Genomic DNA, 15,231 nt, shown 5'->3' on the forward strand with positions numbered 1-15,231 from the left:
GAGGAGTTCCGCTACCGGGCCTTCCAGTTCGCGTTGTCCGGGATCGTCTTCTCAGGTACGCGCACCTGAATGATGGAAGGGCCGCTCGAGTTCTCCAGCGCCCCCGTCACGGCGTCCTCCAGTTCGCCGTACGTGCCGACGTCCCATCCCCGGCAGCCGAAGACCTCGGCAAGCGTGCTGTAGTTCCACCGGTGCAGCTCGCAGGGCTGGTAGAACGGTTCGTCGGAGTGGAACACGGCCGCGTCGGCGAGCCACTGCTCCACGGCGTAAACGCCGTTGTCGATGACGAAGACGATCGGATCGAGCCCCAACCGGGTCTGGGTCGAGAGGCATTGGGCCGTCATCTGGAAGCCGCCGTCACCCGAGAAGACCAGGACCCTCTGGTCGGGACGCTTCGCCAGGCAGATACCCGTCGCGGCCGGCGCGCTGTAGCCGATCGACGAGTAGGACGACTGGACGACGAACCCGCCGGGACTGGGCACATCGAGCAGCAGGCTTCCGAAGTAGTTCATGCTCGCGTCGGCACCGACGATGGTGTTCCTGTCGACGTACTGCTGGATACAGTCGTAGAAACCCTGGTACGTGATGACGTCGGCCTTCTCCATGGTCGGAGCGCTGCGAGCCGGGATTTCCGGCAGTTTCCGCTCCTTGGGCGCGATCTTCTCCGCCAGGATGCCGTCGATCAGGTGCTCCAACGCGACCTGTCCGCCGAAATAGGTTCCGAGCTTGACCGCGTCGAACGACGCGAACGCGGTCTTGTCGTAGTCCGGGTCCCAGCCCAGCGAGTTGATGTCCGTCAGCCATACGCCGAGGGCCAGTACGAAGTCGGACGTGTCGGCCAGATCCGTCACGACCTTCGACGACGCCTGGCCGTCCAGCACGCCGGCGAACAGGGCGTCGTCCTCGGACAGGACGGCCTTGCTGAGGAGTTCCGTGACGAACGGGACGTTCAGTTGCTGGATCAGGCGCATGGCCTTGTCCTGAAGGCCGAGACGGTCGATCTCCACACCGAGCCAGATGAGAGGATTCTCGGCGCTTTCGAGCTTCGCGCAGATCTGGGCGACCGACTGTTCCAGGCTGGTCTCGTCCGACAGGACCCTGACCGGCTTCAGAACGCCCTCCGGCGGCCGGCACTCCAAGTCGACCATGTCCTGGAGCAGTTCGATGTAGATCGGGCGCCGCTCGCTGATGCACCGGGTCAGTGCGTAGTCGATCAGCGTCGGTGCGAGGTCCGGATTGTCGATCCGGACGGCCGCCACCGTCAGGTGCTCGAACGACTGGAGATCCGTTTCCCGTCCGCTGATGAAGTGATGCGCGCTGAAGCCGGTCTGCTCGAAGGTGATGGTCTTCTTGACACTCGGTGTGCCGTTGATCAGCACGAGTGGCACCTTCTCGACATAGGCGCCGGCGACCGCGTTCACGGCGCACAGCGCGCCCGCGGAGTAGGTGACACAGAGTGCGCCGATTCCCCTCAGCCTCGCGTATCCGTCCGCCGCGTAACCGGCGTTCACTTCGTTGACTTCCTCGATGATCTTCGTGCCGCTCGGTGCGACGTACCGGTTCAGCCATTCGATCGAGTAGTCTCCCGCGATGGCGAACAGGTGCTCCAGACCCAGTTGGCGGAGCCGGTCCACCAGGTACCGCCCTACAGTGCAACTCTCGTTCATGGTGAAGCACCTCCGTGGTCAGTAGTCGCTCGCGCCGCCGAACAGTCGGGGCATGTAGATGTCGAAGATCCCCGGGCACTTGCGCTCCGGATAGCGCTGCAGCATGAAGCTCTTGAAGGCGTCGCCTGTCAGCCCGTCACCGATCGCCTGCCGGGCGGCGGAAAGGTACTCGATGTTGCGCGCGACCTCGTTCTTGTCGGCCGGCAGACCGTGGCCCGGCAGGAACACCTCGTAGTCCGACACGAGCATGTCGCGCAGCACCCGGATCCAGTGGTCCATGTGTTTCGTCAGATACAGATGGGTGCCGCTGTAGATCAGGTCCTGAGTGAAGTACACGCTCAGATCAGGGAGCCTGATGGTGAGGTGGTAGTCGATCTCGGTGTCCGTCACCCGGTCGAAGACGTATCTGACGCCGTCGATCTTGTCCTCGCCGGCACCGGCGACCTGTTCCGGAACGACGACGCGCTCCGGGGCGAGGTCACCGAGTTTCCAGTGGTCGCTTCTCGAGTCCTCACCATGATCGTGGATGAACGTCATGGTCTCGGGCAGCGCGTGGACCGTGATGTCGCTGAACGCGGTCCCGAGACCGAACCAGTGGTCGGGGTGACGGTGCGAGAGATACAGCCTTTCGATCGGCTTGCCCAGGCTGTCCGCGTAGTCTCGGAAGGCTCTCGCGTAGGGGGCGAGGAACTGTGCGTCGACGAGAACGAGCTGGTTCCTGGTTTCGATGACATGCGTGGCGTTCGCGATGTTGCTGCCCGCGAAGGACGCGACGAACGTGTGAATACGGACGTCGCCCGTCTGTTTCACGACCATGATGATGGGATCCGACACCTGAGCCAGCACGGGAGTCCCCTTTCCGGGATTAGGCGGTCTTCTCTCGCAGCTCCTCCAACGCGGCCTGGGCCACGTCGTAGGCGCTGTCCCTGCCGGGCACCGGCTCGTCCTCGCCGGGTCGCCAGAAACGCCGGCGCGCCATGCGCATGGAACCGTCGAACGGCGGGATCGCGTTGAACACCTCGATCAGGTACGGCCCGCGGTACACCGGCTCGATCTCGCGCGAGAGGACGTCCCACGGAATCCAGCTGTCCTTCACCGCCCCCCGGTCGGGTGCGGAGATGTGGACGTAGTAGAGCCGGTCCTGCCGTGTCGCCCGCCCGACGTTCTCCCTGAGGACCGACGGACCCTGGCTCTCCATCACGACCTGCGCCGTGTCGATCGTGACGCCACCCTGCGGGTGCTCCAGACCTTCGAGGAAGTCCAGTACCTCCGAGACCATGTTGGGCGGCGGCGTCTCCCAGCTCTTGACGGGCTCGACGGCGAGCTTCACCTCGCGCGCGGCGGCGTACTCCAGCAGTTCCTCGAAGACGGAACGCGCCGCGTCGTAGCGCGGTTTCATCCAGTCCTGCAGGGCGTCGCTCCAGATCGGCTCATCGGTGTCCGTGACCGGGAAGACCCCGTAGGGATAGATGAACGGCCCGGACATGATGGAGTCGCCGCCCAGGACGTGTGTGATGTCGACGCGTGACTTGAGGTAGGACAGTGCCTGCGCGCGCTGCTCCTCGTAGGGCGACGTCGGGTCGAAGGTGCGTGTGGTCCCGACGTTGGTGGTGAACTTCACCTCCCCCAGCCCCGCCCGTTCGAATGTCTTCTTGAGGCCGGCGTACCGGTCGACCTCGACCTTGTGATCGACGCTCGCGGGCTGAGCGGCGATGTGCACGTCGAAGCCGTCGTAGCCCATGTCGGTCAGGACCTTCAGGTGATCGATCAGTACCCGGCTGTACCGCGCGTCCTGTGGCCGCAGATCAGCCGTGAACATGAAGAAGCTGAAGAAGACGTCTCGTCCGATGTTCGCGTTCATGGTCACCAGCCCAGGATGTCGGCGAGGTAGGCACGGGCCTTCTTGGCGTACTCGAGCGGTACGGCCTTGTTCGGATCCTGTTCCGCCTCCACGACCAGCCACCCCTGGTAGTGGGCGGCGGCCAGCGCTTCGAGGATGGGACGGAAGTCGATCCCGCCGTCTCCGGGCACGGTGAAGACGCCGAGCTGGATGGCCTCCTGGAACGACAGGCCCTCTTCCCGCACCCGGCTCACGACCTCGGGCCGGACGCTCTTCAGGTGGACGTGGCCGATGCGGTCGGCGTAGTCCCGGGCCAGGTCCAGCGGATCGTCACCGGCGAAGGCCATGTGCCCGGTGTCGAGCAGCAGGTGGACCAGCTCCGGGTCGGTCGAGGCCATCAGCCGGTCGATGTCGGCCCGCGTCATGACGCCCGTGCCCATGTGGTGGTGATAGCTGAGCTTCAGCCCGGCCGAGGCGGCGATCCCGCCGAGTTCGTTCAGGCCCGAAGTCAGGGCGTCCCACTGGGAGTCGGTGAAGACCGGGCGGTTGGCGAACACGTCCACGGGAAGCAGATGCGACGAGGCGCCGAACTCGGCCACGACCAGCTCGGTCCCGCCCAGGGTCTTGATGTGGGTCAGCGTCTCCTCGAATGCGGCGACCGTCTTCTCCCGCATCCTGCCGATCGTGAAGTACGTGCTCGTCCAGGGCTCGGACACACTCAGGCCGCGGAGATCGAGTGCGGCCTTGAGCTCGGCGGCGTCCGAGGGGTACTTGTGCCCGATGCTGCAGCCCTGGAAGCCGGCGAGCGCCATGTCGCTCACGGCCTGGCCGAAGGAGATGCCGGCGTCGATGGCGGGGAAGTCGTCGTTCCACCACAGGGTGCAGCAGACGCCGAGCTTCACCCTGTCCGGGCTGAGACGTTCGAGTGTGTCCGTCATCTCGTCGTCCCTTTCAGGTAGCGGTCCGCGATGCGGGGCGGCCGGGCCCAGGAGCCGTATCCGGGTGCTTTGGCACCTGGGGGATTGGCCCCGATGGCCCGCCACAGGAGTCCCTCCTGGTAGGCCGCGGCGGTGACCGTGGAGGTTTCGGCCGCTGTCCGGGCCCCGTAGCGGTCGGTCCACTCGGCAGGCAGCGCGTACCACATTCCGGCGTACCAGAGCTTGATCACGTTGCGGGCCACGGGACCGAGCCGGTCGTCGCCGAAGATCCGGTGGCGCAGGGCCCGGTCGAACAGATCCCGGTCGAGCGGGGCTCGGGTGTGGCTTCCGGCCGCGCCGGCCGCGTCGGCCCTGGCCGCCCTGTGCGCCTCCAGGAGGGCGGTGACGATCTCGTCGCCGCAGGCGGCCCTGACCTTCGCCAGATACTGGTGGGCCATGCCGGTGCCGAGCAGATCGGTCTCCTCGAAGGCGGTGAGGTCGACCGACAGGAAGAGGAACCTCTCGAACGACGGGGCGGTCATCGCGTCACCGTCCGGGTGGTCTCGTCGGTACCGGGTGAGGCCTCCGGATCGGGCCCGACCGCTGCCGGAATCTCGAAGGTGGGACCGGCGTGCAGGCCGCCGCCGCCCGGCAGGGGGGTGCACACCAGCCGGTTGAAGCCGTCGCGCAGGCGGAACATCTCGCAGACGCTCTCCTGCAGGACTTCCGGCTGTCCGTTGAACGCCTTCGTGAGCAGGGCGAGGAACGCCCCGTAGTCGGCGTTGAAGTCCCGGGCGACACGGGCGAGTTCCGATCCCGCCGGATAGTCGGCCAGCCGGACACTCGCCTTCACCTTGTACACGTCCTCCCAGGAGATGCTCAGCGGGGGCCCCGAAGGCGCGCCGGGGTGGTCGCCCACCTGGTAGTAGCGCCCGAGCTGGAGCTGCCGGAACCGGTAGTAGTGGGCCAGTTCCCCGTCCGCGTCGTAGATGCCGGAGTCGAGGCCCTCGCCCTGGCCGGCGATGAAGCGGAGCGCCCGCTGCGCCGATTCCAGGTCGGAGACGACGACCACCTCACCGCCGCCGGAGTAGAAGTACTCGGGCCCCACCTGACGGGCCGGATCACCGTGGAAGAGCGCGGGATCGTTGGCCGCCACCTTTTCGAGCCCTTCGATGATCTCCTCGTAGAACTCGCCGATGCTGTAGAAGCGCATCTGCTCGGCCGTGGGGCTGGAGACCAGGAAGTGGGTCTTGCGGTCCGGTGACCTCACGAGCCGCGAGTCGGCACTGGGGGCCCTGCCCGGCCGCTCGATCTTGCAGAACGTCTCCACCGCCTCGGGGGAGAAGGGCCGCAGGTCGACGGTGAAGTCCTCCTCCCCGTCCGGCAGACGGGCCGGATAGGACGGCACGAAGCCGGGGCCGGTCAGGTCGGGCGTCCCGCCGATGGCGTTCAGGACGTTGGCGGCGAGGGTCAGATGCAGCATCTCCTCCACCGCGGTCACCCGGATGATGTGGGCGGCGTCGGAGTTGGTGCTGGAGTGAATGGAGTAGTACGCGGTCAGGTACGGCGGGATGGTTGCGTGCTCCAGCGCCATCGCCGCGTTCAGGTAGGCGAGCAGGTCGTCACGGTTCTCGATGGTCGAGGCGATCATGAGGCCGCCTCCCCTGAGGTCGGCGCCGCTTGGGGCCGGTCGGAGGTCACGGTGATCGGTGCGGTCTCGGAGTCGAGTTGGGCCAGCATGGCCCGGACGCTGCGCAGGCACAGGGCGGCGAGGGTGAGCGTCACGTTCGAGGTGCCCACGGTGGGCATGCTTCCCCCGCCGACCATGTAGAGGTTCTCGTGGTCCCAGCACCGCTGATCCGCGTCGACCACCGAGGTCGACGGCTCACGGCCCATCACGTGGGTGCCGGCGAGATGGTTGCCCCCGCGGATCTCGTATCCCTCACCGTCGTGGACGGCGTAGCCCCAGAAGTTCGGGTTGTACGCGGTATGGTCCTCGGCCCCCAGTCGGGCGAAGATCCGTCTCGACAACTGCCGGGCGTACGCCACGCCCCGCATCGTGTACTCCGGGACGTTGTACGTGAGAACGGGCCGCATGTTGCCCAGCTTGTCCGTGAAGTCGGGGCTCACGGTGACCCGGTTGCCGGGGTCGGCGGGGACCTCGACCATGAACGCGAGCTGTAGCTGACGGGACACCCGGTCCACCAGGCCCTGGCGGAGGGACTCGCCGTAGCGGCCGCCGGCGTCCACCAGGCCGATCAGGTCGGTCATCGGCGCACCCCGGGCCCAGCCCCAGCCGTCGTTGTGGATGTCGACGGTGAACGCCGCCTGACGGCTCCGGAAGCGGCCCCCGCGCAGGTCGGCGATGCCGCCCGTGCAGATCGTGCCGCGGAAGGTGCCGGCCACCTCCGGCAGCAGCGCCCACGCGAGCAGGTAGGCGTGGTCCATGAAGTTCCGCCCCATCAGGCCGCTCGAACCGCGCAGGCCGGAGGCCAGCATCAGCCGGGGGTTCTCCACCGCGTTGGCGGCCAGGACGAACAGCCGGCCGCGGGCTCTCATCGTGGTGTAGCCGGGGCTGTCGGGCCGTTCGTAGCGGCGGTACTCGATCTCGGTCACCCGGTTCGTGCGCTCGTCGACGTGCACCTTGTGGGCCACCGCCTGGGCCACCAGGTCGACCCGGCCGCTCTGGAGGGCCAGAGCCAGGGTCTTGCCGGCGTTGTACTTGGCCTGCACCGGGCAGATGGGCACGCAGTTGTTGTTGCCCTGGCACCGCTCGCCGACCTCGACCTGGTACGCGCTCACCGCGCCTCGCGGCACATAGCCCTTCCCGCCGTCGTAGGCCGGGTTCGGTATCCCGTTCCGGCCCTGCGGGAACGGCCGGACGCGCAGCTCCCGCCGCTCCCCGTCGAGTTCGACCGGCATCCCGTCGACGTCCTTGGCGACCGTCCGGTCCAGGTAGGACAGGGGCAGTCCTTTCATGGGGAAGACGTAGTCCTCGTCGAAGCTGATCCCGAGGTAGGCCTGGTCCTCCACGTCGGCGGAGACGCCGATCTCGCGTTCGGCCTCGCTGTAGTACGGGGCGAGGTCCTCGTAGGTGAGCGGCCAGTCCGCCCCTTCGCCGTAGAGCGTCCGCATCCGGAAGTCCTCGGGCAGCATCCGCAACGCCTTGCCCTCCCAGTGCATGGTGGTGCCGCCGAGGACCCGCGTGTAGGTGGTGTCGGTGGCGAAGGGCCCGCTCTGGACGATGTAGGACGAGGCGTCGGGCGCACCCGGGGTGATGCGCCGTGCGTCGGTGCCGCGGGGCATCGGGGCATTCTCGACGGCCGGGTAGGGAGCCTGGTTGTCCTTGCTGATGGCTGAGTAGAACCGGTCGAGATAGCGCTCGTAGCCCCTGAGGGTGAGGTCCTCGGCCGGGCCCGCCTCGAGCAGCAGCACCTTCCTGCCGGCTTGGCTCAGCCGAAGGGCGACGAGAGCGCCGGAGATCCCGCCGCCGACGATCACGGCGTCGTAGAGAACCTCGGCCGCCGCCCCGGGGTCGGTGCGATGCGCCGCCCCCTTGGGAAACTTCGCGTACATGGGACAGTCACTCCTCCACGGCCAGGCACAGCCGGGACCGGCGTGACGGCCTGGGTTCGAGTCGGTCGGCCGCGGTCGCACGGCCTCGGCCCAAACGTGCGTGGCGGACACGTGGAAAGAGTCGCCCGGCGACCGAGGACCGCTGTGGAAGCCGAGTGCGCCATAGGCTGCCGCCACGGGTAGGTGTGGGGACTCTGCGCGAGCGAGCCGATGAACGGCGCAAGAGAGCGCAGATTGTTCATGGCAACTTCGATGGTCAAGCTGCGCGTTGGTGTCGTTGCTGCTGACGCGGCGCACAAGCCACTGTCGCGTCAGCAACGATACGCGCGAACCCTCAAGATCGCTGAATGTGCCGCGGGCGCCTGCCGCACGCCGCGCTCCGGGTGAGAGAAACCTGAAGGAGCCTCAGGAAACCTTTTCTGCAAACAGTTTCCGGACTGCCGCGGCGGCCCGCGGTTGCGGCCTGTGTGTCCGGGACGCCCAACACGCCTGCCCTGCCCGCCTGGTGGCGGTCCGCCCCCGCCCGCCGGCCGGCAGACGATCAACGGTGCCCAGCCGGCTCTCGCCACCCAACTGCGTGTCCCGCCCTGGGAAAAGACCTCCTCGCGCTGGACGACGGTACGAGCCGGGCGCTGTCGGCTCGCACGTCCCTCGTGCCCCTTTCCGGAGACAGTCCCCGCCTGTTCCCCGGTTGCGAGGGCGGTCTCCCGCGGCCCACCGGCGGTCGTGTTGCGATCTTCCCCACCAGTGCTTTCATGGAAATGAAGGCATGCGTGCCAGCGGAATATGCGCGAGGCGAAAGGCCTCGACGTGGGGTGGCGATGTTGCGCTGCGGCGGTGTGGGGCGGAGGACGCGCAGGTGATGCGCGGTGCCACGAGCAGAGCTGACCTGTTTCCGTATGTGTCCACACCCGGCGCTCGTATGACGTCCCGTCAATGATGTGCAGCGCGGAGGGAACGCCCTCATGCCCACCAAGGTGATCCGCCGTCCGGACGGCAAGGAACGGCCGCACAACGCCCCCTGGTACACGCTGTACCCGAGGCGGTGGTGGTCCCGGCTCTCAGGGGCGACCCGCAAGGAATGGCGCACGTTCAGGACGAAGCGGGAGGCTCACAAGAGCATCGCCGCGGCGCGCAGTTGGCGCCCGGGGCTGTTTTCCCTCGGACCCCTGCTGCGTGCGTACGCTCTCGTCGGGACGATACTGCTCCTCATTTGGGTGGGAGTGGCCGTTTATGATTTCCAGGAGCATAACGAATCACAGTTCCGCAACGTGCTGGACTCCCCGTGGTTCGACGCCGTGAACCACATCGCCGGCCCCGTTCTTACGGGCTCGCTGATATTGACGTTCTTCCTTCTCTACTGGTACCACAAGACCAAGAAGCCGCTCATCGACAAGGCGCGTACGCGACCGCATGAGCTGATCTCCACGGCCGGAACGTTCGGCAACCGGATCGTCGGACGCCGTGAATTGTCCCAGGTAATTGCCCAGACTCTTCGTAACCGTAAGACCCGAAAGCCCTATCTGCTCGTCGGCGGTGTGGGCGTCGGCAAAACGGCCGTTCTGGTGGAACTCACTCGGATGCTCGCGCAGCAGTCCGCCGTTCCCGTGCCCATCAGTCTGCGCGACATGAAAGGCGACGGGGAACTCGACTTCGAGGAAATGGCACGGCGCCGCTTCGCGGAAGAGGCGGACCAGGGCGTGCTCGCCGGCAGCAACATCGACAAGACATGGCGGCAGCTCAGGCTCGACGGCAAGGTCGTCGTGATCGCCGACGGCCTGGAAGAGGCTCTTCTCGACGAGAAGTACCAGGAGGACCGCGACAACATCATCCGGCGGGCGATCGAGCGAGCGGACCGCAAGAAACTGCCCCTGGTCATCGCCTCGCGCCCGCACACACCGCTGGAGGGTACCCGGGCGGCGATCGCCGACATGGAACCGCTGAGCGAGGAAGCGGCCCTGGAATACCTGGTACGGGAACCGGGTGAGCTGGACGAGCGCCGCCTCGACTGGGTGGTGGAGACCGCCAAGGTCGTGGAATCGCCGATCTATCTGCGGATCGCCCGCCTGCTGCAGCAGTGCGGGCTGCTGGATCACCTCACCCTCCGCGACGAAAAGGATCGCCTGGACACCCGGAGCAACGACTGCTCCACTCTCCGGCTCGGATTCCTCAACACCTATCGTCAGGCCATTGAAGACGGTCGCATATTCGACGATCTGGTGATGGGCCGGGAGGAACGCCGGGAGACCATGTGGGTCGTGTCGGCCATGGCCTGTCTGGGACTTCTGCAGGACAGTATCGAGGTCACGTTCGACGATTTCGTGAGCGCACACGCGAACGACCTTCGGCGCCGCGCGCAATCTCAGGAAAATCACCAGGAATCGCCGGGCGCCGCCCAGCAGTATGGAACCCGCCTCGCCATTTCCGCGGCGCAACGCGACGCGATCTGGAGTGTGATGTGCCGAAAGATCGGAGGGTCGGCACACTGGCTCAACACGTTGGACTACCCCAATGAGTGCCGGACCGAGTTGGCGAGACACACCGCCAACGGACAACTGCTGGGACTGGTGTACGGCCGCAAGAACAAGGTTCGTTTCCCGCACAGCATCCTCCAGGCGTACATGGGCTATCGCCTGCTGAGGGAAGTGCCGGACGACAGGATCGCCGCGGTCGTCGAACCGGCGCTCCACAGCCCGGGTCCGTCGCGGGAACTGCTCATCGCTCTGGTACTGCTCTCGCGTCACCGGGCAGCTCCTCTCACTCCCCGGTCGGCCGCCGGACAGCGCGCCACTCGTGCCAAGAACCGTCACGCGGCAGCGCCGAAACTGGCCGAGCTGCTCAGCAGTGCCGCCGCGGCCCGGCATGACGCGAAGTTCTTCGACCTGTACGCCGCGGCCCTGGAAATAGACTGTGTGGATCCGGTGCCGATACAGGACAAGCTGGCCCATGAGCTCGATGAGCAATGGGCGGGCCTCGATATCAGAGGCGATCAGCGGACCATCGAGGGTGCGAAGCTGAGGCTGGTACGGAACTTTGGAGCCGCTCTGCGTGAACGGGACCGTCGCAACAAGGCGAGTCGTCCCCCATCGGAATGTTCGGGACAGGATCCCGCGCGCCCGACACTTCCGTACAAGCACCTCTTCCGGATCGGCACGCACGAGCCCTCTCATGCCGTCCGGATCGCGATCGCCCATCAGATCGCCGCCGGTGGCGATGCGGCCTTCCAGGAACTGCGCACGGAATTCCCTCTCGGATCCGATCCCATATCCCAATACCTGGGAAAGATTCGTGACGCCAAGCAGAAACTCGACCGGGACTACACCGCGTGGCTCAACGAAGAGGATCCGGACCCCGCCGCCGGCCCGGAGGCGGCGGAAAAGAGGCGACGCGAGCACGACTGGATGGTGAGGGAGTACGAGCAGTCCCGGACCACATGGTGGCGCCACTTCAGCCTCCGGGCCTGGCTCGTTCCCATGGCCGTCGGCTCCGTCTCCGAAAAGTACCGTGACGAGGCCAAGGAACGGCTGAACATCTGGTTGCGCAACCTGACCGCCCAGACCGGGGAACAGAGCCCGCTCATGCCGCTCTCCTTGGAGAACGCTCTGGCGCAGGGCTTCAAGAACGCGGCGAACCGCAGAAGACGGCATCCGGAGGCCTACGAAGAGACCAGGGCGTACCTGGTGAAGCAGGCGGAGAAGATGCTCACCTGCAGTCGCTACTGGTACGCGCAACTGAGTCTGCTTCAGGCACTGTGCCTGTGGGAACTTCCCGACACCATCGGAGGCACCCCCGGGTCCGGCGCGGCGAACCGGCGGAACCGTTCCGAGTCACCGGCCACCAGCCTCACCAAGGACGACGACGCGGCATCCAGTGGCCCCACGGAGCCCATACGGTCGGTCACCCGATGGCTTGCGATGGCCGGCAGCGCGCACGAGAAGACCCCGTCCCACATCGGCGCCGCGTACCAACGCCACGGCGAGAAGGTCCTCCACCCGTTCATCGCCGAAGCCGGCGACCTGGTGACCCTGGCCCTGGAGACGGGGCACCCCGAGCGGTTCATCTGGATCGACGAGAACGAAGTCAGCGACAGCGTCGGTTCCACCCCCGCCGATCCGGACCGCTACCGCAAACACAACCTGTGGATCTCCCCGTCCGTCGGCTGGAGCAGCCTGCATCCTCGAGCGCAACGCCTTCTCGCCGACATCATGGTCCTGCTCAACCTCACCCAGGGCGACGGCAGCCCGGACGACATCGAGGAACGGCTGAAGCTCTCGAACAAGCCCGGCCTCCCGCACTGCCTCACCCACGACCGCAGCCTGCTCCACCCCGAACGCAGTATCGGCCGGGCCGACAAGGGCGAATCCCGCACCACCTGTACGTCCCCGTGCGAGTTCCGCCTGTGCCCCTATCCCCCCAAGGCCGGAAACGCGCAGGCGGAGGTGGCGGAGCTGTTCTGCCGCCAGCAACAGGCGCTCCTGCACAGCCGCTTCCGCTGGCACCTGCCGGCCGTCAGCCGGCACACCGCGCCATGGGTCAGCGTCCCCGTCAGGGAACTGCATGCCTTCTGGGAGGAAATGGCCAACCGGAACCGCAAGACCGCCGACGAGGACGAACACCTTCTGTGACACGGCTTCCTTGGCACACCTGCTTTGACAACCGAAAGGCGCGCTCCGATGGACGGCTACCCACTCATCGAGAACCACGGTCTCATCGGCGATCTGCAGACCGCGGCGCTGGTGACCACCGAGGGCATGGTCGACTGGTTCTGCTCCCCACGGTTCGACTCGCCCAGTGTCTTCGGGGCGCTGCTGGACAAGGAGAAGGGCGGGCACTGCACGGTCCGGCCGGCGCATCCGACCCACGCGACCAAGCAGTTGTACCTGCCCGGCACGGCGATCCTGGTGACACGGTTCATGACCGAGGCGGGCGCCGGCGAGGTGGTCGACTTCATGCCCGTGACCGGTACGACGGTCACCTCCCGCCACCGGCTCGTGCGTCTGGTCCGTTGTGTGCGCGGCACCATGACGTTCCAGGTGGAGATCGCCCCGCGGTTCGACTACGGACGCGCGAAGCACGAGACGCACATCACCGAGCACGGAGCGGTCTTCGCCGCGGAGGACGGCACCGAACTCACCATGCACCCCATCCGTGAACCGGAGGACGAGCGTCTCCTCGACGTTCTCACGGACCAGGACGGCGACCTGCGCCTGTCGGTGACACTGCGGGCCGGCCAACAGCGTGGGCTGGTCCTGGAGATGGACGCCGACGGACCGCCGGCCGAGATCCGCCTGGACGCGTACGAGCGGCTCTTCGACCGGACCGTGGCGTTCTGGCGCTCCTGGCTGGCGCAGTCCCGCTACACCGGGCGCTGGCGCGAGATGGTGGAGCGTTCCGCGATCACGCTCAAGCTCATGACCTTCGCGCCCAGCGGCGCCCTGGTGGCCGCCCCGACGACGGCTCTCCCGGAGCAACTGGGCGGCGAACGCAACTGGGACTACCGCTTCACCTGGATCCGTGACGCCTCGTTCTCCGTGTACGCCCTGCTGGGGCTGGGTTTCACCGAAGAGGCCCGGGCGTTCATCGCGTGGCTGAGCGACCGGGTCAAGGAGCGGGCCGGCGAGAGCGGGACCACGGGCCCGCTCAACGTGATGTACAAGGTCGACGGCTCCTCCGATCTGGACGAGCAGATCCTCGACCACTGGGAGGGGTACTCGGGCTCCGCGCCGGTACGGATCGGCAACGGCGCCGCGACACAGCTCCAACTGGACATCTACGGCGAGGCGCTGGACAGCATGTACTTCGCCCACCAGCACGGATTCCAGATCGGGCACGCGGGATGGACCTCCATGCGGGAGAACCTGGACTGGCTGGCCGACCACTGGGACCAGCCGGAGGAGGGGATCTGGGAGACCCGCGGAGGGCGCCAGGACTTCACCTACGGCCGGGTCATGTCATGGGTGGCGTTCGACCGCGCCCTGCGCCTCGCCGAGTCGAAGGGCTGGCCGTCGGCGTACGGACGGTGGCAGACGGAGCGGGACGCCGTCTACGACCAGGTCATGGCCAAGGGATGGAGCGGGGAACAGCAGGCCTTCGTCCAGCACTACGGCAGTGGCGTACTGGACTCCTCGCTGCTGCGCATGTCCACGGTGGGTTTCCTCAGTCCCGAGGACCCGATATGGGCCTCGACCCTGGACGCCATCGAGCGGAAACTGGTCAGCGACAGCCTCGTCTACCGCTACGACCCCGAGGCGTCGCCCGACGGCCTGCGCGGCTCGGAGGGCACCTTCTCGCTGTGCACGTTCATGTACGTCGACGCCCTCGTCCGGGCGGGGCGGACAGACCAGGCACGACTGGTGTACGAGAAGATGATGGGGTACGCCAACCATCTGGGCCTGTACTCGGAGGAGGTCGACCCGACGGGCCGTCAACTCGGCAATTTCCCCCAGGCGTTCACACATCTCGCCCTCATCGACGCGACCCTCACCCTCGACAAGGCACTCGACGGGGGCTGACCGGGGCTCGGTTGGGCTCCGTTGTTTCGGCCGAGCTCCCTCATACCGGGCCCGGCCCGGCAAGGCACTCGACGGGAGCCGGCCAGACAATGGCACTCGACGGGAGCCGGCCCGAGCGCGGTCGACGCCCCCTTGAAGTCGGGCCCCGGCGGTTTCAGGCGGGCGTCGACGAGAGCCGACGGTCCAGCGTGGTCACCGCGTCGCGGAAGGCACGGCCCAGGCCACTCCGCCCCACGGTCAGTGCCGCCCGGAACAAGCCGGTTCCGTCGGCGGCGAAGGTCCACTGCACGCGCGTCCCCTTGCCCGCGGGCGTCAGCCGCCACTCCTCGACCAGGGCGCGGAGCCCCGGCGCGTTCGTGGCGTCCGCCCGGTACGTGTACACCTCGGGAGCCTCGCTGACCAGTATGGTCTCCTCGAAACGGGTTCCGCCGCGCAGCCGCACCTCGCGCCCCGTGCCGTCGGCGGCGGGCCGGACGAGGGTCACCGCCGAGAACCACTCGCTCCAGCCGGACACGTCCTCGGCGAGCGCGGCGAAGACGGCCACGGGAGAAGCGGCGACCTCCCGCGCGAACACCAGCCGCAGCGGAGCGGTCCGGACGAAGTCGGATCCCACCGGGCGCAGTCGACGTGCCATGCGCGAACCCCCTTGCAACAAGCGGAACTTGGCCCCCACCGGTACGGAACGCCCGTGACGGCCCGCGCCACGGACGGCACCCACG

At 67.2% G+C, this 15,231-nt stretch carries 10 protein-coding genes; 2 read left to right on the plus strand and 8 right to left on the minus strand.

The window, feature by feature from the left end:
• Positions 1-11: 11 nt before the first annotated feature.
• From ACFXGX_RS00870 to ACFXGX_RS00900, 7 genes are read right to left on the minus strand one after another with little or no spacing between them, the layout of a single operon-like run.
• The gene (locus tag ACFXGX_RS00870; RefSeq protein ID WP_384783243.1) at positions 12-1,667 is read right to left on the minus strand and encodes an alpha-keto acid decarboxylase family protein; all 1,656 of its coding nucleotides are present in this window, start codon (positions 1,665-1,667) and stop codon (positions 12-14) included.
• A gap of 18 nt (positions 1,668-1,685) precedes the next feature.
• Positions 1,686-2,513, minus strand: a complete 828-nt coding sequence (locus ACFXGX_RS00875; RefSeq protein ID WP_384783245.1) for an MBL fold metallo-hydrolase — start codon at positions 2,511-2,513, stop codon at positions 1,686-1,688.
• Between the two features lie 19 nt (positions 2,514-2,532).
• Positions 2,533-3,528, minus strand: a complete 996-nt coding sequence (locus ACFXGX_RS00880) for a sugar phosphate isomerase/epimerase family protein (RefSeq protein ID WP_384783354.1) — start codon at positions 3,526-3,528, stop codon at positions 2,533-2,535.
• A gap of 2 nt (positions 3,529-3,530) precedes the next feature.
• Entirely contained in the window at positions 3,531-4,445 is a 915-nt protein-coding gene (iolE, locus tag ACFXGX_RS00885; RefSeq protein ID WP_384783247.1) for a myo-inosose-2 dehydratase, read from the minus strand.
• Positions 4,442-4,966, minus strand: a complete 525-nt coding sequence (locus ACFXGX_RS00890; RefSeq protein WP_384783248.1) for a hypothetical protein — start codon at positions 4,964-4,966, stop codon at positions 4,442-4,444. Before ACFXGX_RS00890 ends, iolE begins: the two co-directional genes overlap by 4 nt.
• Entirely contained in the window at positions 4,963-6,075 is a 1,113-nt protein-coding gene (locus ACFXGX_RS00895) for a ferritin-like protein (protein WP_384783250.1), read from the minus strand. Before ACFXGX_RS00895 ends, ACFXGX_RS00890 begins: the two co-directional genes overlap by 4 nt.
• Positions 6,072-8,000, minus strand: a complete 1,929-nt coding sequence (locus tag ACFXGX_RS00900) for a GMC family oxidoreductase (protein ID WP_384783252.1) — start codon at positions 7,998-8,000, stop codon at positions 6,072-6,074. Before ACFXGX_RS00900 ends, ACFXGX_RS00895 begins: the two co-directional genes overlap by 4 nt.
• Positions 8,001-8,965: 965 nt before the next feature.
• Here ACFXGX_RS00900 and ACFXGX_RS00905 point away from each other — a divergent pair.
• Both ACFXGX_RS00905 and ACFXGX_RS00910 read left to right on the plus strand, forming a co-directional pair.
• A complete protein-coding gene (locus ACFXGX_RS00905) occupies positions 8,966-12,625 on the plus strand; it encodes an ATP-binding protein (RefSeq protein ID WP_384783254.1) in 3,660 nt (1,219 codons plus the stop codon).
• A gap of 48 nt (positions 12,626-12,673) precedes the next feature.
• Positions 12,674-14,512 (plus strand): glycoside hydrolase family 15 protein, encoded by a 1,839-nt coding sequence (locus tag ACFXGX_RS00910; protein WP_384783256.1) that lies wholly within the window; start codon positions 12,674-12,676, stop codon positions 14,510-14,512.
• Positions 14,513-14,666: 154 nt separating this feature from the next.
• On the opposite strand, the gene ACFXGX_RS00915 is transcribed toward ACFXGX_RS00910, so the two are convergent.
• Entirely contained in the window at positions 14,667-15,146 is a 480-nt protein-coding gene (locus ACFXGX_RS00915; protein ID WP_384783258.1) for an SRPBCC family protein, read from the minus strand.
• Between the last annotated feature and the right edge of the window lie 85 nt (positions 15,147-15,231).

It is taken from the genome of Streptomyces sp. NPDC059371, from assembly GCF_042751995.1.
GTDB lineage: Bacteria > Actinomycetota > Actinomycetes > Streptomycetales > Streptomycetaceae > Streptomyces.

Excerpts from the sequence above, each read along its gene's own strand:
- ACFXGX_RS00900 (WP_384783252.1), bottom strand. The coding sequence starts at position 8,000 with ATGTACGCGAAGTTTCCCAAGGGGGCGGCGCATCGCACCGACCCCGGG.
- ACFXGX_RS00890 (WP_384783248.1), bottom strand. The coding sequence starts at position 4,966 with ATGACCGCCCCGTCGTTCGAGAGGTTCCTCTTCCTGTCGGTCGACCTC.
- iolE (WP_384783247.1), bottom strand. The coding sequence starts at position 4,445 with ATGACGGACACACTCGAACGTCTCAGCCCGGACAGGGTGAAGCTCGGC.
- ACFXGX_RS00915 (WP_384783258.1), bottom strand. The coding sequence starts at position 15,146 with ATGGCACGTCGACTGCGCCCGGTGGGATCCGACTTCGTCCGGACCGCT.
- ACFXGX_RS00905 (WP_384783254.1), top strand. The coding sequence starts at position 8,966 with ATGCCCACCAAGGTGATCCGCCGTCCGGACGGCAAGGAACGGCCGCAC.
- ACFXGX_RS00880 (WP_384783354.1), bottom strand. The coding sequence starts at position 3,528 with ATGAACGCGAACATCGGACGAGACGTCTTCTTCAGCTTCTTCATGTTC.
- ACFXGX_RS00910 (WP_384783256.1), top strand. The coding sequence starts at position 12,674 with ATGGACGGCTACCCACTCATCGAGAACCACGGTCTCATCGGCGATCTG.
- ACFXGX_RS00870 (WP_384783243.1), bottom strand. The coding sequence starts at position 1,667 with ATGAACGAGAGTTGCACTGTAGGGCGGTACCTGGTGGACCGGCTCCGC.
- ACFXGX_RS00895 (WP_384783250.1), bottom strand. The coding sequence starts at position 6,075 with ATGATCGCCTCGACCATCGAGAACCGTGACGACCTGCTCGCCTACCTG.